Origin of the sequence: Streptacidiphilus sp. ASG 303 (assembly GCF_020991365.1) — a bacterium.
GTDB lineage: Bacteria > Actinomycetota > Actinomycetes > Streptomycetales > Streptomycetaceae > Peterkaempfera.
This window is the reverse complement of the sequence record NZ_JAJLRA010000004.1, coordinates 1-21,051: the sequence shown is the minus strand read 5'-3', so window position 1 is coordinate 21,051 and position 21,051 is coordinate 1. Positions and strand designations below refer to the sequence as shown.

14 protein-coding genes and 1 pseudogene are annotated in these 21,051 nt (G+C 75.3%); 5 read left to right on the top strand and 10 right to left on the bottom strand.

All coding sequences use genetic code 11. From position 1 onward, the window contains the following. Nucleotides 1-90: 90 nt before the first annotated feature. Nucleotides 91-594, bottom strand: a complete 504-nt coding sequence (locus LO771_RS06930) for an LURP-one-related/scramblase family protein (RefSeq protein ID WP_230649104.1) — start codon at nt 592-594, stop codon at nt 91-93. A 233-nt stretch (nt 595-827) separates the two neighbouring features. Between LO771_RS06930 and LO771_RS06925 the strand changes: the two genes are divergently transcribed. Then, entirely contained in the window at nt 828-2,681 is a 1,854-nt protein-coding gene (locus tag LO771_RS06925) for an NHL domain-containing thioredoxin family protein (protein WP_230649103.1), read from the top strand. 184 nt (nt 2,682-2,865) lie between these two features. On the opposite strand, the gene LO771_RS06920 is transcribed toward LO771_RS06925, so the two are convergent. The 3 genes from LO771_RS06920 to LO771_RS06910 all read right to left on the bottom strand — a co-directional run bounded on the left by LO771_RS06920 (nt 2,866) and on the right by LO771_RS06910 (nt 6,669). Next, nucleotides 2,866-3,111 (bottom strand): DUF6458 family protein, encoded by a 246-nt coding sequence (locus LO771_RS06920; protein ID WP_230649446.1) that lies wholly within the window; start codon nt 3,109-3,111, stop codon nt 2,866-2,868. A gap of 121 nt (nt 3,112-3,232) precedes the next feature. Continuing rightward, nucleotides 3,233-4,531 carry a M18 family aminopeptidase gene (locus tag LO771_RS06915; RefSeq protein WP_230649102.1) on the bottom strand — a complete coding sequence of 433 codons (1,299 nt, stop codon included), beginning with the start codon at nt 4,529-4,531 and terminating at the stop codon, nt 3,233-3,235. A gap of 311 nt (nt 4,532-4,842) precedes the next feature. Then, a complete protein-coding gene (locus LO771_RS06910; RefSeq protein ID WP_230649101.1) occupies nt 4,843-6,669 on the bottom strand; it encodes an acyl-CoA dehydrogenase in 1,827 nt (608 codons plus the stop codon). A 231-nt stretch (nt 6,670-6,900) separates the two neighbouring features. Between LO771_RS06910 and LO771_RS06905 the strand changes: the two genes are divergently transcribed. Beyond that, a complete protein-coding gene (locus tag LO771_RS06905; RefSeq protein WP_230649100.1) occupies nt 6,901-7,464 on the top strand; it encodes an SseB family protein in 564 nt (187 codons plus the stop codon). A 136-nt stretch (nt 7,465-7,600) separates the two neighbouring features. Then, nucleotides 7,601-8,560 carry a pirin family protein gene (locus LO771_RS06900; RefSeq protein WP_230649099.1) on the top strand — a complete coding sequence of 320 codons (960 nt, stop codon included), beginning with the start codon at nt 7,601-7,603 and terminating at the stop codon, nt 8,558-8,560. A 187-nt stretch (nt 8,561-8,747) separates the two neighbouring features. Here the strand turns inward: LO771_RS06900 and LO771_RS06895 are convergent, their stop codons facing one another. The 4 genes from LO771_RS06895 to LO771_RS06880 form a co-directional block, all read right to left on the bottom strand. After that, nucleotides 8,748-9,572, bottom strand: a complete 825-nt coding sequence (locus tag LO771_RS06895; RefSeq protein ID WP_308188850.1) for a protein phosphatase 2C domain-containing protein — start codon at nt 9,570-9,572, stop codon at nt 8,748-8,750. A gap of 802 nt (nt 9,573-10,374) precedes the next feature. Then, nucleotides 10,375-11,418, bottom strand: coding sequence for a hypothetical protein (locus tag LO771_RS06890; protein ID WP_230649098.1), 1,044 nt, complete (start codon nt 11,416-11,418; stop codon nt 10,375-10,377). Nucleotides 11,419-11,595: 177 nt separating this feature from the next. Continuing rightward, on the bottom strand, nt 11,596-11,922 hold the full coding sequence (locus LO771_RS06885) for a hypothetical protein (RefSeq protein ID WP_230649097.1): 327 nt from the start codon (nt 11,920-11,922) through the stop codon (nt 11,596-11,598). 101 nt (nt 11,923-12,023) lie between these two features. Continuing rightward, a complete protein-coding gene (locus LO771_RS06880; protein WP_230649096.1) occupies nt 12,024-12,878 on the bottom strand; it encodes an integrase in 855 nt (284 codons plus the stop codon). Between the two features lie 344 nt (nt 12,879-13,222). On the opposite strand from LO771_RS06880, the gene LO771_RS06875 reads away from it, so the two are divergent. After that, nucleotides 13,223-14,608, top strand: coding sequence for an FG-GAP-like repeat-containing protein (locus tag LO771_RS06875; protein WP_230649095.1), 1,386 nt, complete (start codon nt 13,223-13,225; stop codon nt 14,606-14,608). Between the two features lie 629 nt (nt 14,609-15,237). On the opposite strand, the pseudogene LO771_RS06870 reads toward LO771_RS06875, so the two are convergent. Both LO771_RS06870 and LO771_RS06865 read right to left on the bottom strand, forming a co-directional pair. Then, nucleotides 15,238-15,888: pseudogene (locus LO771_RS06870) on the bottom strand (HAD family hydrolase). Nucleotides 15,889-16,009: 121 nt separating this feature from the next. After that, complete coding sequence (locus LO771_RS06865) at nt 16,010-17,305, bottom strand: PP2C family protein-serine/threonine phosphatase (protein WP_230649094.1); 1,296 nt, start codon at nt 17,303-17,305, stop codon at nt 16,010-16,012. A 654-nt stretch (nt 17,306-17,959) separates the two neighbouring features. On the opposite strand from LO771_RS06865, the gene LO771_RS30995 reads away from it, so the two are divergent. Further along, nucleotides 17,960-20,047 (top strand): PA14 domain-containing protein, encoded by a 2,088-nt coding sequence (locus LO771_RS30995; RefSeq protein ID WP_308188849.1) that lies wholly within the window; start codon nt 17,960-17,962, stop codon nt 20,045-20,047. Nucleotides 20,048-21,051: the final 1,004 nt, after the last annotated feature.

Genomic DNA, 21,051 nt, shown 5'->3' with positions numbered 1-21,051 from the left:
CGCACGCCCCCGGACGCGGGCGGCCGCACGCCGCTCAGCCGTCGCCGCTCAGCCGTCGCGGTTCAGCCCTCGCAGTTCAGCCCTCGCAGTTCAGTCGTCGTCGCCCTCGCCGTGCTCCGCCGCCGACAGCCGGTCCACGCAGACCGCCACCGCCAGCACCAGCGCCGCGTCCGAGCCCGCCGCCACGTCGACGGCGTAGGTGTCCCGGACGCGGAACCACTTCCGGGAGATCCGCGCCACCCGGCCGCCGTCCGCCTCGATGTCGTACTCCTTGTCGAGGAAGTCGCCGTGCACCTCCCACTCGGCGCCGTCGGCCAGCTCCACCCGGTACTTGTCGTGGAACGGCGTGAACATCTTCTTCCGCACCGTGGCGGTGGTCTCCCCGTTCGCGTCCTCCACCTTCATGGCGTCGCGGACGCTCAGCACCTTCTTGCGGATCACCGCGACCACCAGGCCCGACGGGTCCTTCAGCTCGAAGGTCTCCCGCAGCCGCAGCGCCTTCCCGTCCACCAGGAAGGCCTTCTCGCCGTTCTCGGTCTCCACCCAGAAGTCGTCGCCGATCCCGAAGATCCGCTCCCGCACCAGGTACTTCATCCCGCACTCCTCCGCCTCGGCCTACCGCCGGACCCGCCCGCGCGGGCGGTCCCACCAGCATGGACGCCTTCCCCGGCCCCGCCGTTCCGACCCGCCCGGCACCGGCCGGCACCGGCCTGCGGGAGGACGGCACCCGCCTGCCCCCGCGTCCGTCCCGGACCGCGTCCGGGCACGGCGGGGAGCACGTGCGCCCGCCGGAATGCCGCTCCGGCCGGATGCTGTTGTATGGGGTCATGGCTTCTCGTGCACGTGTACGCGCCCCCGAGCTGGTCGGCGCAGGCGGCTGGCTGAACACCGGCGGCAAGGACCTCACCCTCGCGGACCTCCGCGGCAAGATCGTGATCGCCGATTTTTGGACGTTCTGCTGCATCAACTGCCTGCACGTCCTGGACGAGCTCCGCGAACTGGAGGAGCGCCACCGCGACACCGTCGTGATCGTCGGCGTCCACTCCCCCAAGTTCGTCCACGAGGCGGACCACCAGGCCGTGGTCGACGCCGTCGCCCGCTACGAGGTCCACCACCCCGTGCTGGACGACCCGGAGCTGGCCACCTGGAAGCAGTACGCCGTCCGCGCCTGGCCGACCCTGGTCGTCATCGACCCCGAGGGGTACGTCGTCGCCCAGCACGCCGGCGAGGGCCACGCCCACGCCATCGGGAAGCTGGTGGAGGAGCTGGAGGCCGAGCACGGCGCCAAGGGCACGCTGCGCCGCGGCGACGGCCCGTACGTGCCGCCGGAGCCGGAGGCCGGGGACCTGCGGTTCCCCGGCAAGACCGTGCGGCTGGAGGGCGGCGGCTACCTGGTCGCCGACTCCGGCCACCACTCCCTGGTGGAGCTGGCCGCCGACGGCGAGACCGTGGTGCGCCGCATCGGCGACGGGGAGCGCGGCCTGGCGGACGGCCCCGCCGACCGGGCCCGGTTCAGCGAGCCGCAGGGCCTGACGCTGCTCCCGCCGGACGCGGCCGCCGCGCTCGGCGTCGACCTGGTCGTCGCCGACACCGTCAACCACGCGCTGCGCGGCGTGCGCCTCGCCGACGGGGAGGTCACCACGCTGGCCGGCACCGGTCGGCAGTGGTGGCAGGGCTCGCCCGCCGCCGGCCCGGCCCGCGAGGTGGACCTCTCCTCGCCGTGGGACGTCGCCTGGTTCGCGGGACGGGTGTGGATCGCCATGGCCGGCGTGCACCAGCTGTGGGCGTACGACCCGGCGGACGGCACCGTCGCCGTGGCGGCCGGTACCACCAACGAGGGCCTGGTCGACGGGCCGGCGGCCGAGGCGTGGTTCGCCCAGCCGTCCGGGCTCGCCGCCTCCGCCGACGGCTCCCGCCTGTGGGTGGCCGACTCGGAGACCTCCGCGGTCCGCTGGGTGGAGGCGGAGGGCCTCACCGTGCACACGGCGGTCGGCACCGGGCTGTTCGACTTCGGCCACCGCGACGGCGCGGCCGGTCAGGCGCTGCTCCAGCACCCGCTGGGCGTGACCGTCCTGCCCGACGGATCGGTCGCCGTGAGCGACACCTACAACCACGCGCTGCGCCGCTTCGACCCCGCCACCGGCGAGGTGACCACGCTCGCCACCGACCTGCGCGAGCCGTCCGGGGCCGTGCTGGCCGGGGACGACATCGTGGTGGTGGAGTCCGCCCGGCACCGGCTGACCCGGCTGCGGCTGCCCGAGGAGGCGGTCCGCGTGGAGGGCGCCGCGCACCGCACGCAGCGGCCGGCGACCGAGGTGGCGCCCGGCGCGTTCCGGATCGACGTGGTGTTCTCCGCCCCGGCCGGCCAGAAGCTGGACGAGCGCTACGGCCCGTCGACGCGGCTGCTGGTGAGCGCGACCCCGCCGGAGCTGCTGGTGTCGGGCGAGGGCGCGGACTCCGCGCTCTCCCGCGAGGTGGTGCTGGCGTCCGACGGCCCGTCGGAGGGGGTGCTGCACGTCTCGGCGATGGCCGCGTCCTGCGACGACGACCCCGCGGTCGAGTACCCGGCGTGCCACGTCCACCAGCAGGACTGGGGCGTGCCGGTGAAGCTGGTGCCGGGCGGCGCCGTCCGCCTGCCGCTGGTGCTGGCGGGCATGGACGACCCGGGCGCCGAGGGCTGAGCCCGGCCCGTGCCGGCACCGGGGGCGGACCCCGGTGCCGGCACGGGCGCGCGGCCGGCGGCCGCCGCGGAACCGCACCGCGGCGGCCGCCCTGTCCTCCGGGGGGCCGGGCGGCCCGGCGCCACCCGATGCGCCGTCACCCCGCCTCCCCGGAGCGGCCCTGCGGCCGGGGGAGGAGCCGCGGTCAGATCCGCGGGTCCTCGTAGTAGCGGCGCTCCTCGACGACCTCCTCGGCGGGGGCGCCGACACCGACGCCGACCCGGCGCCGCGGCCGCCGCAGCACGCTGCTGAAGGTGACCAGGCCGAGCAGGCCCACCACCATGAGGATGACCCCGACCACGTCGAGGTTCACCCCGCTGAGGTGCCAGTCGGTCGCGAAGGTCAGGATCGCGCCGAGGGCTATCAGGATCACGCATCCGCCGAGGCCCATGATGGGTTCCTCCAAGGGGGTCGGGACTCCCCGTCGCAACGGGCCGTCGAGACGCGGCTACCCGGCTGCGGCGCCGTCATTCCGCACCGGACGGTGCCTCAACTCCCCTCCGGGGGGCCGGTCACCGCTCCAGGAAGCCCCGCAGCGCCGCGGCCAGCAGGAACGGGTCGTCGGCCCCGCACAGTTCGCGTGCGGAGTGCATGGAGAGCGCCGCGACGCCGCAGTCCACGGTGGTGATGCCGAGCCGGGCGGCGGTGATGGGGCCGATGGTGGTGCCGCACGGCATGGCGTTGTTCGAGACGAAGCTCTGCCACGGCACCCCGGCCCGCTCGCAGGCGGCGGTGAAGACCGCCCGGCCCACGGCGTCGGTGGAGTACCGCTGGTTGACGTTGACCTTGAGGATCGGGCCGCCGTTGGGCAGCGGGTGGTGGTCCGGGTCGTGCCGCTCGCCGTAGTTGGGGTGCACGGCGTGCCCCATGTCGGAGGAAAGGCACACGGTTCCGGCCAGGGAGCGCGCCCGGTCCTCCGGCGAACCGCCCCGGGCGAACACCGACCGCTCCAGGACGTTGCCCAGCAGCGGCCCCTGCGCGCCGGTGTCGGACTCGCTGCCGGTCTCCTCGTGGTCGAAGGCGGCGAGCACGGAGACGGTGGAGCCGCCCCCGGCGGCCGCCACGGCGGCGAGGGCGGCGGTGCCGGCGTGCACGGAGAGCAGGTTGTCCAGGCGCGGCGCGGCCAGCAGCTCCCGGTCGCGGCCCAGGTAGGACGGCGGCTGCACGTCGTGGACCATGAGGTCCCAGCCGGTGACCTCACCGGCGGGGATCCCGGCACGGCCCGCCACGTACTCCACCAGGGCGCCCTCGTCGACGGGGCCGATGCCCCAGACGGGGGTGAGGTGGCGCTGCCGGTCGAGTTTCATGCCGTCGTTGACCTGGCGGTCCAGGTGGATGGCGAGCTGCGGCACCCGCAGCAGGGGCTCGTCGAGCTGGACCAGCGCGGTCGATCCGTCGCGCAGCGCGAGGCGGCCGGAGAGGCCGAGGTCGCGATCCAGCCAGGTGTTGAGCGGGACGCCGCCGTAGATCTCCACGGCGACCTGCCGCCAGCCCTCGGCGCCGGTGTCGGGGCGCGGCTTGACTCGCAGGTTGGGGGAGTCGGTGTGGGCGCCGACGATGCGGAAGGGGGTCTCCGGGCCGGCGCCCTCGGGCACGTACCAGGCGATCAGCGCGCCGCCGCGCACCACGTACCGGCCGCCGGGCCGCCCGTCCCACGCCTCCGTCTCGGCCACCTGCCGGAATCCGGCCTTCTCCAGGCGGGCGGCCGCGGACGCCACGGCGTGGTACGGGGACGGGCTCGCGGAGAGGTAGGAGATCAGGTCGTCGGTGTGGCTGCGGTCGAAGAGGACCGTGCCGTCGGCGGTCGGCATGCTGCTCCCGGGTCGGAGGGAAGGCGGGCGGGGCGGTGCGGCGGAGCCGCTGGCCGGGGCGCCGGATCCCCGTCCGTGGCCGGTTCCTGCCGCTGCGCCCCGCCCCGAGCATAGGCGCCGGTCCTCCGCGGCCCGCCCCCCGGGACACGCCGGGAGGGCCGCGGCGCCCGGGCGTGCCGGGGCGTTCCGCCCGGTTCCGGGCCTACCGGGCGGGCGCGGCCGCCGCCCCGGAACGCGCCCCGGAACGCGCCGAGGGGGTCCCCGGGGCGGTGCCCCGGGGACCCCCTCGGTGTGAGGGTGCGCCGGTCAGATCAGAAGGCCTCCTCCGCGAGCTCCATGATCTCGTTGTCGATGTTCTCGGCGATCAGGCGCTGCGGGGTGAGGGTGGGGAGGACGTTGCGGGCGAAGAAGCGGGCCGCGGCGACCTTGCCCTGGTAGAAGGCGACGTCCTTGCCGGTGGCGTTCGGCAGCTTGGCCAGGGCCACGGCGGCCTGGCGGAGCAGCAGCCAGCCGATGACGACGTCGCCGGAGGCGAGCAGCAGGCGGGTGGTGTTGAGGCCCACCTTGTACATGTTCTTCACGTCCTGCTCGACCGAGGAGAGGTCGGCGAGCATCTTGCCGACGATCGCCTCCAGGTCGCCGGACGCCTTGGCCAGGAACTCGCGCTCGGCGGCCAGCTCCTCGCCGCCCTCGCCGCCGGCGAGGAACTTCTGGATCTGCTCGGAGAGCGCGGTGAGGGCCTGGCCGCCGTCCTTGACGATCTTCCGGAAGAAGAAGTCCTGGCCCTGGATGGCGGTGGTGCCCTCGTAGAGGGTGTCGATCTTGGCGTCCCGGATGTACTGCTCGACCGGGTACTCCTGCAGGTAGCCGGAGCCGCCGAAGGTCTGCAGCGACTGGGCGAGCTGCTCGTAGGACTTCTCGGAGCCGTAGCCCTTGACGATCGGCAGGAGCAGGTCGTTCAGGCGCTCGGCGGCCTCGGCGGTCTCGCCGCGCAGGCGGGCGGCCTCGATGTCGTCCTGGACGGAGGCGGTGAACAGGACCAGCGCGCGCATGCCCTCGGCGTAGGCCTTCTGGGTCATGAGCGAGCGGCGCACGTCCGGGTGGTGGGTGATGGTGACCCGGGGCGCGGTCTTGTCCATGAAGTTGGCCAGGTCCGGGCCCTGCACGCGCTCCTTGGCGTACTCGAGCGCGTTGAGGTAGCCGGTGGAGAGGGTGGCGATGGCCTTCGTGCCGACCATCATCCGGGCGAACTCGATGATCTTGAACATCTGGCGGATGCCGTCGACGGACTCGCCGAGCAGCCAGCCCCGGGCCGGGTGCTTGGCGCCGAAGGTCATCTCGCAGGTGTTGGAGGCCTTGAGGCCCATCTTGTGCTCGACGTTGGTGGCGTAGACGCCGTTGCGCTCGCCGAGCTCGCCGGTCTCCCAGTCGAAGTCGAACTTCGGCACGATGTACAGGCCGAGGCCCTTGGTGCCCGGCTTGCCGCCCTCGGGGCGGGCCAGCACCAGGTGGACGATGTTCTCGGACATGTCGTGCTCGCCCGAGGTGATGAAGCGCTTGACGCCCTCGATGTGCCAGGAGCCGTCCTCCTGCTTCACCGCCTTGGTGCGGCCGGCGCCCACGTCGGAGCCGGCGTCCGGCTCGGTGAGGACCATGGTGGCGCCCCACTGGCGGTCGACCATGAGCTGGGCGACCTTCTTCTGCTCCTCGGTGCCCTCCTCGAAGACGACGCCGGCGAAGGCCGGGCCGGAGGAGTACATCCAGATGGCGGGGTTGGAGCCCAGCACCAGCTCGGCGTAGGCCCAGAGCAGGGAGCGCGGGGTGGGGGAGCCGCCGATCTCCTCCGGGATGCCCAGGCGCCACCACTCGGCGTCCATGAAGGTCTGGTAGCTCTTGCGGAACGTGGCCGGGACCGGGGCGGTGCTGGTCTCCGGGTCGAAGACCGGCGGGTTGCGGTCGGCGTCGATGAAGGAGGCGGCCAGGTCGTTCTCGGCCAGGCGGGCGATCTCGTCCAGGATGTTCTTGGCGGTCTCGACGTCCATGTCGGCGAACGGTCCGCTGCCGTACACCTGCTCGCGGCCGAGCACCTCGAAGAGGTTGAACTCCACGTCGCGGAGGTTGGACTTGTAGTGACCCATGGCCTTCTCCGGTCATCGCGTAGGTCGGTGCCGGGGGTCTTGTCGTGCGCCCGTGCGGAGGCGCCCCCCTACCCGTCAGTAGCTCCCATGATGCTACCCGGCGGTAACATCTTCAACCCTCGGGTGGCATGAGGGTCGTCACGTCCCACTGTGCCCGCACGCCCCGCGGCCTCGCGGTCCTTTGCCGGACACCCGCCCCACCGGGCCCCTCCGGGCCGATAGCCTGGTGCCGTGTACGGCTACGAGCAGACCGCGACCGGGGCGGGCCCCGGCTACCCGGGAGGCCCCTACCAGCAGCCCGGGCCGCAGCCCGGCATGGGCGGCATGCCCGGACCGGGCGCCGGTCCGCAGCAGGCAGGCGCCCCGCACCCGGGCTCCGCGCACGCGGGCTACGGCGACCAGCAGGTCCCCCAGCAGCCGCTCTACCCCGAGCCGTCGCCGCCCTCGCTCGCCGACGCCGTCCGCGCCTTCACCGGCGGCGGGCTCACGGTCGAGGACTTCCAGGCGATCTTCATCACCTCCAAGGTGTACTGCCCCCGCGGCGAGCGGCCCGGCTTCCTCGCGCTGCACAACACCCCGACCCCGGTGATCCCGATGTTCAGCTCGCTCAAGGAGCTGCGCCGCTACGCGGGCAAGGAGTCCAAGTACTTCGCGGTCACCGGTGCCGAGGTCCTGGACCTGCTGCCCACCGGCTACGGCTTCGCCCTGGACATGGAGGGCGAGCACCGCATGGTGTTCGACGCCAAGGCCGTCGAGCAGATGGTCGACTTCACCATGCGCCGCATGTACGGCTGACGCGCGGACGCCCCCGCCCCGCCGGCCGGTCCTTCCCGGATCCCCGGCCCCTCCGGGAATGGTTCAAGCTTCAACTGGCTTTTAGTTGAGCGTTGAACTACAGTGGTCCCAGACCACGGAACCCCAGGAGGCAGCCATGCCCGCCGTCACCGTCGAGAACCCGCTCGTGCTGCCCAGGGTGGAGCTCCCCGACCCCACCGCCGCCCGCGCCCGCCGGGTCCGCCAGGTCGCCACCGCGCCCACCGGCTTCGAGGGCGAGGGCTTCCCCGTGCGCCGCGCCTTCGCCGGCATCCACACCCGCCACCTGGACCCCTTCATCATGATGGACCAGATGGGCGAGGTGGAGTACGCGCCCGGCGAGCCCAAGGGCACCCCCTGGCACCCCCACCGCGGCTTCGAGACCGTCACCTACATCATCGACGGGAAGTTCGTCCACAAGGACACCAGCGGCGGCGGCGGCTTCATCGGCGACGGCGACACCCAGTGGATGACCGCCGGCTCCGGCCTCCTCCACATCGAGACCCCGCCCGAGGACCTCGTCGTCTCCGGCGGCCTCTTCCACGGCCTCCAGCTCTGGGTCAACCTCCCCGGCGCCGACAAGATGACCGCCCCCCGGTACCAGGACATCTCCGGCGACAAGGTCAAGCTGCTGACCTCCCCCGACGGCGGCGCCGTGCTCCGCCTCATCGCGGGAGAGCTCGGCGGCCACCAGGGCCCCGGCGCCACCCACACCCCCATCACCATGGTCCACGCCACCGTCAGCCCCGGCGCCCGGATCACCCTGCCCTGGCGCAGCGACTTCAACGCCCTGGTCTACGCCCTCAACGGCTCCGGCACCGTCGGCGAGGAGAACCGCCCGTTCGGCATGGGCCAGGCCGTGCTCTTCGGCGACGGCGACAGCATCACCGTCCGGGCCGACGAGCGGCAGGAGTCCCGCTCGCCCGAGCTGGACGTGGTGATCCTCGGCGGCCGCCCGATCCGCGAGCCCGTCGCCTGGTACGGCCCGTTCGTCATGAACAGCCACCGTGAGCTGGAGCAGGCCTTCGAGGACTTCCGGGCCGGACGGCTCGGGCAGATCCCGGCCGAGCACGCCTGATCCCCCGCACGTCCGGCTCCCCCCGGGGACGTCCGGGCGCGCCCCGCGCCACGCGCCCGGACCCGCAGGGCCCGGCGGACCGCGACCCGGTCCGCCGGGCCCTGCGCGGTCCCGCCCCCCGTGGCCGCGCCCGTCGGGGCCCCGCACGGATCGGGACCGTACGGGTCCCCGGCCGACGGGCACGGGCTCACGGCGTCCGGGCGTACACCGCCGTCGCGTCGTCCCGGACCTTGCCGCGCGGCCACCGCTCGCACCGGGGGTCGGACGCCTCCGCGGCCCGCACCCGCGCCAGCAGCTCGCCCGGCCCGGAGCCCGCCATCAGTGCCAGCGCCTCCGGCCAGCCGCCCAATCCCAGCAGGTCCACGTAGCGGCCCGCCCCGTCGGACAGCGCCGCCAGGCCGCGCAGCCCCGCCAGCGGCACCGTGCCGGTCCGGGCGTGCTCCGCCGCCCGCGGCAGCGCGGCCGCGATCCACGGGCCGTGGCCGCTGTTGCGGGCCGCCCGCACCGCGAGGGCGTACCGCGTGAGCGCCGCCGCCCGCTCCGGGCTCCCCGGCGCCGCCTCCCGCACCTGCCGCCGCAGCAGCTCGCCCGCCGGGAACGGCTGGTCGCCCCCGACGACCCGGGGCTCGCCCGCCCGCGGGTGGAGGACCAGCAGCGAGTCGCCCAGCACGGCGTACTCCAGCGCCGTGCCGCTGCGGCGCACCGCCACCACCGTCGCCGCGGGCGTGTCCGGGTGCGCCAGGTCGCAGCGGGCGCCGTGCAGCGCGGCCGTCTCCGCGATCGCGTCGGCCAGGCACTGCGCGGCGGTGCGGTCCGCCCGGTCGGTCAGCCGGGCCAGCAGGTGCACCCCCAGCCGCCGCACGTACCACGCCGTCCCGTGCCGGCAGCCGGACTCCGCCCCCGCCGGCGGACCCGACCCGTCCAGCAGGACCAGCGCCTCCGGCGTCGCCGCCGCGAAGTCCTCGCTCTCCCGACCCGGGTGCTGCGGTTCCCCCGCCATCTCCACCTGCACCCGACCAGTGTGGCGCCGCACGCCCCGCCGCCGGCGGGTTTCCGCGCACCCTCACCCGGACGGCGGTGACGGCGCCGGCGGGGGACAGGGCGAGCTCGTAGACGTCCCCCGAGCAGGACAGGGGCGCGGCCGGCTGGACGTGCCGCAGGCAGTCGCCGACGTGCCGCTCCAGGACGGACGGCGTCACCCGCCGGCGGCCCGTGGCGCCGACGGCGAGGTCGACCGCGGCGCCCGGCGCCAGGCGGTAGGAGGCGGCGGGACCCGCACCCGCGAAGCCCCCGCCGTTGGGGTCGCACGCGAACCGGGCGGTCCGGGCCCGCAGCACCCCGGCGGCCGGCGCGCCGACGACCTGCACCATCCGGTGCCCCGCCGGGAGCTTCGGCGCCTCGCAGTCGGCGGAGGGCTCGGGGTCCAGCGGCAGGTCGGCCGGGGCCGAGGACGAGCCGCCCGCTGCCGGGTCGGCCGTCGCGGGGTCTGCCGTCGAGGGGTCGGCCGTCCCCGGGTCGGATGCCGACGGGTCGGCGGCCGGTGCGCCCGCGCTGCGGGACGCCTCCGGCGTGGAGGCGGCTCCCGGGGCGGTGGCGGCGGGCGCCGGGGCGGCCGAGGAGGCCTCCGTGCCGGTGGTGCCGGGCTTGCAGGAGGTGAGCGCGGCCAGCGCCGCGGTGAGGGCGGCCGCGGCGAGCAGGCGGGGGCGGGGCATGGCGGAGGGCTCCTGTCCGAGGGGCTGGGGTCCGGGAGGCCGGGGGCCGGGAGACCGGGGGCCGGGGTCCGGACGTGGGTCCGGACGCCGGCGGTCCCGGTCCTAGAGGCCGTTGCGGCGGTAGGGCACGTACGGGTGGCCGATGGCCCGCTCGTGGGCGGCGTCGCCCGAGAAGTACGGGTAGGGGATGACGTGCGAGACCGTGCCTTGCGAGCCGTTGTCCTCCAGGGCGATGTACTTCGTGTGCGCGGCGTCGGCCCAGCCGCCGAAGAGGACGGTGTGGTCGCCGGCGATCAGCGCGTCGCCGGGCCGCAGCTCGTCCTTGGATATGGGGTGCGCACAGCCGCTGCCCATCAGCCCGTAGGTGTTGAGGCCCGGCGGCTCCAGGCCCCAGGCGGCCGAGACGAAGCCGGAGCAGTCGTCGCGGTACCCGTTGGTGGTCGCGGACTGGCTGTACCCGATGCGGTGGTTGATCCGCTCCAGGGCGCGCTCCAGGACCTGCCGGCGCGCGTCCGGCAGGCCGGACAGGTCCGGCCCGGTGATGACGCCCGCCCCCCTGGTGGTGTGGTGCCGCCCGGGGGACCAGGCGTCCCAGCTGCCGACGGTCCGCCACTTCCCGTCGCCCTGACCGTCGAACGACCCGGAGCCGGAACCCGCCCCGGAACTGCCGGCCGCGCCTCCCCCGGCGTGGCCGCCGCCCGAGCCGCTCCCGCCCGCGTGCCCGCCGCTCCCGCCCGCGTGGTCGGTCCCGGTCCTCGGCGGGGCGGGGACGTGGTGCTCCCCGCGGTGCTTCCTGCGCATCTCCTCGTGGATCCGCCGGTCCGCGGCGGCGTACTCGTCCGCGACGGCCTTGAGCTTGGCGGCGTCGGCGGCCAGCTCCTCCGTCAGCTGCTTCTGGGTACGGGCCAGCGCCTCCGCCCGCTTCTCGATCTCCCGGACGTCCTCCAGCACCCGGTACGCCGTGGCGATGCCCGCCACGCCCCCCAGGGCGCCGGCGGCGAGGTCGACCGCAGCGGCCCGGGTGACGGCGGCCCGGACGGCGTCGAGCCGCTCGGAGAGCCCGGCCATCCGCTCACTCGCGGAGTGCCATTCCTGCCGCAGCGCGGCGAGTTCGTGCAACTGGACGCCGAAGCGGTCGTCGGCCATGTGCTCCCGTCCCCCTGGGATGTGCTGCCGGTGGTGCCGGAACGTGCCTGCGGTGCTGCAGAGGCGCACCTGCGGGCGAGGTGCCTGCGGGCGAGGTGCCTGCGGTCAGGCCCCGCCGCGGCGTGTGTGCCGCGGGGTGTGCCACGGCGTGTGTGCCGCGGCGTGTGTGCCGCGGTGTCAGACCGCGTCGGCGAGGCGGCCGACCGAGGCGCCCAGCGCCTCCAGGCCGTCCGCCGCGGCGGCCAGGTCGCGGATGCGCCCCCGGGCGTGCTCGGTGAAGGCGTCGGCCGCCCTGCCGTGCCAGGAGATCCGGCCGACGGACGCGTCGATCCGCCGGCGCAGCTCCTCGACCTCCCGCCCCAGCGCACGCAGCTCGGCGGCGATCGTGCGCAGCTCGTCGTCGCTGCCGAACATCTCCTCCAGTGCCAGGTGGGCGATCTCCACCGGCGCCATCACGACCGCCCTGCCGGCCCTGGCGACGTCCTCCCAGACGCTGTCACTCATGCCCGTCTCCCCGTTCCCCGTGTCCCCCGGCCTGGCGGAGGTCCGCGCGGCAGCCTAGTCCAGGACTCCGACGGCCGGTACGGGGCCCCGCTGACGAACCGTCATGCCGGGGCGCCGCGACGCCGGAACCCCGGCGACGCCCCCGGCACCGCGTGCACGACCGTCGCGTCGTCGCTGACCTTGCCCCGCCGCCAGCGCCGCCGCTCCGGGTCACCGGCCTCGGCCCGCCGCACCCGGGACAGCAGCTCCGCGGGACCGTGCGAGGCCAGCAGCCGCATCACGTCCGACCAGTCGCCCAGTCCCAGCAGGTCCACGAACCGGCTCGCGCCGTCGCTCATCGCCGCCACGGCCCGCAACCCGGACGCCGGGACCGACCCGGTCAGCGCCTCGCCCGCCACCGCCGGGTCCGCCGCCGCCGTCCAGAACCCGCCGGGCCGGTTGCGCAGCCCCTCCACGGCGGCCGCGTACCGCTCGCGGGCGGCGGCCCGCTCGGCGGACCCCTCCGGCAGCGCGGCCGCCGCCAGCCGCAGGCCGCGGGCCGCCCGCTCCACCCGGTCGTCGGTGACGGCCACCGGGCCGCCGCCGGTCTCCAGCACCACCGTGCAGTCGGCGAGCACCAGGTACTCGAACCGGCCGCCCACGAGCCGCCCCACCGCCACCGTGGCCTGCGGCGTCCCCGGCGCGGACAGGTCGCAGCCGCCGCCGTGGGCCGCCGCCGTGCCCGCGACCGCGTCCGCCAGGCAGTCGGCCAGCGGACGGTCCGGGACGCCGGCGGCCGCGGCCAGCAGCCGCACGCCCAGGCTGCGCACGTACCAGACCACCCCGTGCGTGCACCCCGGGTCCCGCGGGCCGGGGGTCACCCCGTCGAGCACCACGAACGCCCCCGGCGCGGCCAGGACGAAGTCCTCGTTGGCGCGCGCCGCCGAACCCGCCTCGGTCGCCAGCTCGATCCGCATGCGTCCCATCCTGCCCCGGCACGCCCGGCGGGGACGTCCGCCTCCGCGGGGCGGCCGCCGCCGGAGGGGTCCGCGCCGGGCCGGCCGCCGCCCACGCCGGGCCATCCGTCCGCCGTCCGCACCGTCCGCCGTCCGCACCGCCGCCGGGCCGCTCGCACCGGCCACCCCCACCGGGGAGAGGTGAAGCACCGACAAACCCCCGGCGCACCCCTGGTGAAGATCGCGTGCGCCCGTGCAACTGTTCGTGCCGCCCACGAGTCCTACGGGGGTGTGCCGTCGCCCCGGCACCACTCCGCAGGCACCACTCCCAGGGAGAACACCGTATGCGCAGACAACCCCGTCTTTTGGCGGCCGCATCCGTCGCCGTGGCCCTGGCCGCCGGCATGCTGGCCGCCGTCGCGCCCTCCGCGTCGGCCGCCGGATCCGGCCTCTCCGGGGACTTCGACGGCGACGGCCACCGCGACGTCGCGGTCGCCTCCGGCGGCGGTGCGGGCCGGGTCACCGTGCTCTACGGGTCCGCGCAGGGCATCGACGCCGCGCGACGGGTCGTCATCGACCAGAACAGCCCCGGCGTGCCGGGCGCCAACGAGGCCGACGACCGGTTCGGCGCCGCGCTGGTCGCAGCGGACCTCGACCGCGACGGCTACAGCGACCTGGTGGTCGCGGCGCCGGGGGAGCGGTTCACGGCCGACCCGTCGAAGCGGGGCTCGCTGACCGTGCTGTGGGGAGGGCCCAAGGGCCTCCAGGGCGGCACCGGCCTGCCCGTCTACGCCGAGGCCCGCCAGCTGTCCGCCGCCGACGTCGACCGCGACGGCCGCACCGACCTGCTCGTGAACGAGAACGGCGGTGTGACCGTCGTCCGCGGCCCCTTCACCCGCACCGGCGGCACGGGGAGGATCACCCGGCAGTCGGTGAACGCCCACCCCGGGGACATGGCGGTCGCCGACTTCGACGGCGACGGACGTGTCGACCTCCTCATGTCCGAGCAGGTCCCCTACGAGTCCGACTCGGACACGCAGTACTACACCCGGTACCTCAAGGGGACCGCCGACGGCTTCGTGCTCAAGCGCACCTGGCCGTGGGCGCGGCAGCACGGCGCCGTCGCGGCGGGCGACCTCAACCACGACGGCTACGCCGACGTCGCCCTGGGCAACGACAGCGCCGTCGACTCCGTGGTCACCGTGGTCTACGGCTCGGCCGCCGGCCTCGGGGGCGGCCGGGCGAACCAGCGCATCACCCAGGACACCGCGGGCGTGCCGGGCACCGACGAGCCCGGCGACAACTGGGGCGACGCCCTCTCCATCGGCGACGTGGACGGCGACCACTACCCGGACCTCGCGATCGGCGCCTGGGGCGAGGACCTCGCCTCGGTCCAGGACACCGGCTCCGTCACCCTGCTGCGCGGCTCCTCCCACGGCCTGGTCGCCACCGGCGCCCAGATGCTCACCCAGGACAGCCCCGGTGTCCCGGGCCACTCCGAGAAGGAGGACGGCTTCGGCACCTCCCTGCTCCTCACCGACACCGACCGCGACGGCCGTGCCGACCTCGTCGTCTCCGCCTCCGGCCTGCAGTACGGCCCCGACACCGGCTTCGGGACCGTCGGTGAGAACGGGGGCGCCGGCATGGTGTGGCGCCTCCCCGCCACCGCCAAGGGCCTGACCGGCACCGGTTCCACCCTCTACGGCGGCCCCGCGGGCGCCATGTGGTTCGGTTCCCCCCTCGCGGGCTGACCGGCCGAGACCCCGCTCCGTCCGCCCGCCCGTCCCCGGACCTCGTCCGGGGACGGGCGGGCGCCCGGCCCTGACGTGCGTGTGTGCGTGCCCCGCCGTCCGGCCGGACGGCGGGGCGCTCCGTCACGGCGGGGCCGTGAAGGGCCGTCGCGCCGCTCGCCCGGACCGCCGTCCCAGCCGCCGACGCCCCGGGCCCCGGGGCAGGTACCCGGGGCAGGTACCCGGGGCAGGTCCCCGGTGCAGGTCCCCGCGCCGTCGTCCGCCCGTCCGCGACGGACCTGCTGCCGCCGGACCCGCCGGACCCGCAGTAGCCGCCACGGCCGCCACGGCCGCCACGGCCGATCGGCGGCCCGCCGACCCTCCGCGGTCCCGTCCGCCGGCCCGGAGCCCGGCCTCCGGCCGCCGCCTCGGATGCGGGGTGCGGTGCGCACAGGCCCGAAGGCGCACCTCTCCGCAGCGATGTTCCACGTGAAACCAGTCCTCGTCGGCGCGGGGCCCTCACCCCTGTCCGCGCGCGTCCCCGGCCGTTCCGGGGCCGCCCGTCGGCGCGGCCGGGTCCTCGCCCGGAGCCGCCGCCGGGACGGCCCGGGGCGCCCGCCGGCCTGTGTCCGTGCGCCGGCCGGCAGCGGTCACCGGCCGGCGAGGAGGGCGGGAAGTGCGCGCATGTCGTGGAAGACGACGGTGCCCGGACCCTGGAGCCGCTCGGCGGGGGTGAGCCCGCCGGCTTAGCCGAAGGCCCGCATCCAGGCCGCACGGGCGGCCTGCACGCCGGGCTCGCTGTCCTCCACCACCGCGCATGCCGAGGGCGCCACGCCCATCCGCCGGGCCGCGTGCAGGAACAGGTCGGGCGCCGGTTTGCCGCGGGCGACCTCGGTGGCGCTGTGGATGCGTCCCGCGAAGCGTTCGTAGAGCCCGGTGCGCCCCAGGGTGTGGCGCATCTTCGCGTGGGAGCCGCTGGAGGCGACGCAGGTCGGCAGGGTGATCGCGTCAAGGGCCTCGGGCAGGCCGTCGACGGGGGAGAGGGCGGTGTCCACCGCCTCCCGGTGCAGCTCCTCGAACCGCTCCCACCAGAGCGCGGCCGTCCCCTGCCCGAGCCGGGCGGCGACCTGCTCGCGTATGGAGGCGCTGGAGCGCCCGATGAAGCGGCTGACGACGTCGTCCTCGGTGAGCGGCCAACCCGGTTCCGCCCCCAGGGAGACCTGGACCCGCAGGGCGATGCGTTCGCTGTCGACCAGCACCCCGTCGCAGTCGAAGATCACCAGTTCGATGGGTTCGGTCATCCCCGCAGGACAGGGGCCGTCCGCCTCCCCGCCGCCCTCCGCTCCGGGTGTCGCCGCCCTCCCGGCCGGTGACCGCGGTCGGCCGTCCGCCCACCGCCCACCGCCCGGCGTTCCGGGACGCTCACGGCGCAGCCCCGTGCCGGACCCGGACGGCCAGCAGGGCGACGTCGTCCTCGTTGGGGTCCACGGCGATCCGCCGGTGCAGGTCGCGCAGGACGTCGTGCAGGGGCGCGCCGGCCGCCACGTGCTGCTGCAGCAGCCGCCCGGTCGCCTCGATGGAGGAGTCCAGCGCGCGCGAGCGGCGTTCCACCAGGCCGTCGGTGTACAGCAGGAGCGTCGCGCCGGGCGGAAGTGCCGTGCGGTGCTCGGTCCGCTGCCCGCACGGCAGGTCGGGCAGGAGCAGGCGGTCGTGCGGGTGCAGGACCTCCACGGCACGGCCGGGCACGGCGAGGAGCGGCGGCGGGTGGCCGGCGTTGCTCCAGCGCAGCTCCCAGCCCTCGTCGGCCCGGGTCAGGTGGGCGTGGACCAGGGTGCCCGTGGCGGGCAGGGAGAGGACGTTGCACGCCCGTTCCAGTGCGGTGACGGCGTGGGCGGGCCCCCGGTGGAGGTGGTCGATGTCGGCCTGGCGCAGCATGCTCCGGGCCTGTCCCATGATGGCCGCGGCCCGGGTGTTGTGACCCGTGATGTCGCCGACCGTGACGGCGAGCCGCGGCGGCCCGTCCGGTGCTTCCACCGGCAGCCGGTAGGCGTCGTACCAGTCCCCTCCGACCAGGTCGAAGGCGGCGGCCGGCTGGTAGAGCGCGGCCAGGTCGAGGCCGGGGACGTCGGGGACGGACGTCAGCAGGGCCTTCTGCAGGCCGTGGGCCACGCTGGTGCGGTCGTCGAGACGGAGCGCCCGCTCGGTGGCCAGGGCCGTGTACTGGGCGACGGCCTTCAGGACGGCGCGTTCGTCGGGGTCGAGCTCGTGCACCTCGCCCCAGGCGATGATCAGCGCGCCGATCGCGCCCTGCGTCCCTTCCAGCGGAATCGCGGCCAGGGACGCGAACCCCAGGGTGTCCCAGACGTCCAGCGCCTGCTCGCCGTAGGACTCCGCGAGCTCCTCGCGGCTGGTCACGGTGACGATCCGGCGCTCTCTCAGGGCCCGGGCGGTGGGCCACTCGTCCATGACGGTGTACGTGCGGTAGCGCGTCTCCATCTGGACGTCGATCTCCGGGTCCAGGATCCGGCGGGCCGCCGGCCCCGGACGGTGCCCGTTGCCGCGGTGCTCCAGGAGGCTCAGTCCCACGTAGACGGGCTTCAGGTCGTTCAGGACGAGGTCGCGTACGCGGCGGCGGACGTCCGCCACGCCGGCGGCGCCGACGAACGCCTCGGCAGCCTGCAGCAGCAGCCGCATGCGGCTCTTCCGCACACCGTCCACACGTCCGCCATTCCTTGTCATGGACCCTTGGAAAGCGCATCCGGGCCGGAACTCACGCTAACGCATGCCCATCGGCGCCGTCCCCCGAGTCCGTCGGGCCCCCTTTCCTCCGGTGCGACCGGTGCCGGCCGGGAATTCCGCGGCCTCTCGCCCCCCATTCCGGAAAGCAAATGCCGGAGCGCGGGCGAATTCCCGTCCTCATGGGCTGCGGTCCTCCGCCCCGGGCCGGATCCGTACGAAAGGAACGGCACCGCGGCGGGACGCAGGCCGGGTGCCCTCACGGCTCCGCGCCCGCCCGCGGCGCACCGGCCGGACGGCGGCCCGTCGTCGCCGTCGGCAGAAGTGCCGGCAGAAGTGCGGCCGGACGCGCCGTTCTCCCGCGCCCGGAGCCGTACGCGACGGGCAGGACGGCCCTCGTTGCGACGGCCGGGGTCCGGCCCCGGAACCCGGTCCGCCCGGCAGGCATCACCGTGCCCACCTCGGCCGGAAGGGACTGGGCAGCGCGGGTCAAGGCACGGTAAAGTCCGCGCTTCAGCGGATCTTCGGTTCTGCCCGGGTGTCCTTCCGCCCCGCCCCGCTGCGTTCCGCTCCGCTCGTCCTTCCGACCGCCTTGCCCGGCGCACCGCCGTGCTGGCCTGAAAGGGCCGTTCACCTGTGCTCACTCACACCCGGCTGAGGCTCGTGGCCGCCGCTGCCGCCGCTGCCGTCGGCACGGCCGCCGCCGGCCTGCTCACCGCCGCCCCGGCCTCCGCGGCCGTCACCTGCGCCTCCCCGACGTGGAAGGCCCAGTACTACGCCAACACCACCTTCAGCGGCACCCCCAGGCTCACCACCTGCGACACCGCGATCAACGAGAACTACGGAACCGGCGACCCCGCCGGCGTCACCCTGCCGACGGACAACTTCTCCGTCCGCTGGACCATGAGCCGCGACTTCGGCTCCGGCGGCCCGTTCGCGCTGTCCGCCGCCGCGCAGGACGGCATCCGCGTCTACCTCGACGGCGTCCGCAGGATCGACCTGTGGCACAACGTCCCCACCACCCAGCACACGACGGCCTACGTCACCGTCCCGGCCGGCACCCACACCCTCCGCGTCGACTTCGCCGCGTGGACCGGTGCCGCCGACGTCGCGTTCTCCTACACCCCCCGCACCTCCGCCACCGCCGACAACGTCAGACCCCTCGCCCCCACCGGCACCTCCGCCACCTACAGCACCACCACCCGCACCGCCACCCTCCGCTGGTCGCGCAACACGGAGATGGACCTCGCCGGCTACCGCCTCTACCGGCGTCTGGACGCCAGCGGCACCTGGACCCGCGCCGGCACCACCTGGACCCGCGTCAGCGGCGCCGCCCTCCTGACCGGCACCTCGTCCACCGACACCCCGCCCCCCACCGGCCGGCGCTACCTCTACGAGGTCCGCGCCGTCGACAAGGCCGGCAACGAGTCCTACGGCAGCACCGACACCACCGTCACCAGCGTGGACCGCACTGCGCCGGCGGCGCCGACCGGTCTCACGGTCACCGGTGACGCCTGGTGGGCCACCCTGGCCTGGAACGGGGCCGCTGACGCCGCGACGTACGAGGTGTACGCCGCCCCCGCGGCCACCGGCCCGTTCGAGCTGCTGGGCACGACAGCCACGACGTCGTACCGCACCGAGGCGCCGGTGAACACCCCCCGCTACTACCGGGTCCGCGCCCTCGACGCGCTCGGCAACCCGTCGGCGTACGCCGCCGTCACCGGCGACGGCGTCGACCGGACGCCGCCGAAGTCCCCGACCTCCCTCGGCTCCGTCGTCCGCGTCGGCTCCACCGAGGTGTACTGGAGTCAGCCCGACGGCTTCGAGGAGGACTTCTCCAACAAGGGGTCCTACCACGTCTACCGCTCGCCCGGCAGGACCCTCGACCCGGCCGCACTCACCCGCGTGACCTGCGCCGAGCCGAGCGACGAGAGCAGCACCGGCGGCACCTGCCGCGACCTGGACATGCCCGCGGGCACGTACGTGACGTACGCGGTCGCCGCGGTGGACCCGGCCGGCAACGAGTCGGCGCTGTCCGCCCCGCTCGTCGTCCGCACCGGCGACCGCGTCGCACCCGGCCCGGTCGCCGGTGTGAGGGCCACTCCGCGCGCCGACGGCATACTGGTGAGCTGGGCGGCCTCGAGCGAGGACGACATCGAGCGCTACGTGGTGTGGAACGGCGTCCGGCAGGCCGACGGCACGGTCACGTGGCTCAGCTCCACCTCCTGCTACGAGGGCACGAGCGACCCGCTCGCCGTCCTCTGCGGCGACCTCCCGGACGGCGGGACGCACCTGTACGCGGTCGTCGCCAGGGACCGCTGGGACAACGCGCTGCCCCCGACCGGTCCGGGGGTCACGGTCGTCGAGGCCACCGAGCTGGACGTCCGGCCGTCCGTGACGGTCACCCGGGACTGGGACCTCGGCGGCACGGCCTACGGCACCTTGGTCGGCGGACCCGAGTCGGCCGGGCCGTACATCGGCTGGGGGTGCAGCAACGAGGCCGAGTGCGGCACCGTCGTCGGCTACCGGGTCAGCCGGTGGAACGCGGCTGCGAACGCCTACGAGCCGCTGCACGCCGGACTGCTGCCGGCGGAGACCCGCTCCTACACGGACACCACGGCCGCGCGGGGGGCCGCGTACTTCTACACGCTGGAGGCGGTGCGCGCCGACGGCAGCGTCGCGGGTACGTACGTGTGGAACTGCGTCTTCCAGGACCGCGTCTAGTCGGCACAGGACCGCCGAAGCAGCTCCGGCCCGGAGCTGCTTCGGCCCGCGCGGCCACGGCCCCGGCCCCGGGTGCGCTCCCGGCGGGTCGGGCGGTCCGGGGACCTGCCCGGTGAAGCACGGCGCCGGGGCCGTGGCCCTCGAGGCTCGCGCCGGAGCGGCTGCCCAAGGCCGCCGAGCCGACCGTCCCGACCAGGACGTACCCCGTCCCCGGTCCCCGCGTCCGACTGCCGTGCGCGCGCCGCGCACCGAGCAGTCCCCGACTCGGCCGACCGGGTGGCCGGCCGGTGCGGGGTCGGTGTCCGGGACGAGGTGAAGCTCCTGGTCGACGGGTTGCCGGCCAGGAGCGGCCTGTCCGCCCGGAGCCTCACGTGCCTGCCTGCCCATCGGGGATCGATCCGTCCATCGCCCCTCCGTCACCTCCCCCGTCCGCCGGCGGCCCGGCGCCGGGAGCGGGGCACGCGGTGGCGCCGCTCACCGCGGACTGGCAGGCCCTGCTGGTCCCGGCCCACCTGTGCTGGGGAGCGGGGCCGCCGGATCGCCGACGGGATCGATGCGGAGATCCGCACCCGGCTCGGAGAGGGCACGGCGGTCGGCGCCGCCAGAGCCGTCGGGAAGGGGGCCACCGCCTGAGGGGCACGTGGGGGGGCACGGCACGGGAAAAGCGCTTGGAAAAGCGAAAGGCCCGAGCCGGGATTTCATTTCCCGGCCTGGGCCTTTTCCTGTGGAGCGGGTGACGAGAATCGCACTCGCGCTCTGAGCTTGGGAATCACCGGCCGGATCTGCGCTACCGAGCCGCCGGCCAGGGTAGATGGCTTGCTCAACGCCTGGCGCATCATGCGGTGTTGCCCTGCTGTTGACCGCGGTTGACCGCTCGTTCTGGCACGGATCTGGCACGGTCCCGGTCACCACGCTCTCGTTAGCCGCGTCCTCGACGTGCCCACTGTCGCAGCCTCCTGATGGCGCGTTCCTTGTGAAGACGGGTTGCCGAGAATTCGCCAGGG

Coding starts and splice junctions, on each gene's coding strand:
- LO771_RS06930 (WP_230649104.1), bottom strand. CDS start 594: ATGAAGTACCTGGTGCGGGAGCGGATCTTCGGGATCGGCGACGACTTC.
- LO771_RS06925 (WP_230649103.1), top strand. CDS start 828: ATGGCTTCTCGTGCACGTGTACGCGCCCCCGAGCTGGTCGGCGCAGGC.
- LO771_RS06920 (WP_230649446.1), bottom strand. CDS start 3,111: ATGGGCCTCGGCGGATGCGTGATCCTGATAGCCCTCGGCGCGATCCTG.
- LO771_RS06915 (WP_230649102.1), bottom strand. CDS start 4,531: ATGCCGACCGCCGACGGCACGGTCCTCTTCGACCGCAGCCACACCGAC.
- LO771_RS06910 (WP_230649101.1), bottom strand. CDS start 6,669: ATGGGTCACTACAAGTCCAACCTCCGCGACGTGGAGTTCAACCTCTTC.
- LO771_RS06900 (WP_230649099.1), top strand. CDS start 7,601: ATGCCCGCCGTCACCGTCGAGAACCCGCTCGTGCTGCCCAGGGTGGAG.
- LO771_RS06890 (WP_230649098.1), bottom strand. CDS start 11,418: ATGGCCGACGACCGCTTCGGCGTCCAGTTGCACGAACTCGCCGCGCTG.
- LO771_RS06885 (WP_230649097.1), bottom strand. CDS start 11,922: ATGAGTGACAGCGTCTGGGAGGACGTCGCCAGGGCCGGCAGGGCGGTC.
- LO771_RS06880 (WP_230649096.1), bottom strand. CDS start 12,878: ATGCGGATCGAGCTGGCGACCGAGGCGGGTTCGGCGGCGCGCGCCAAC.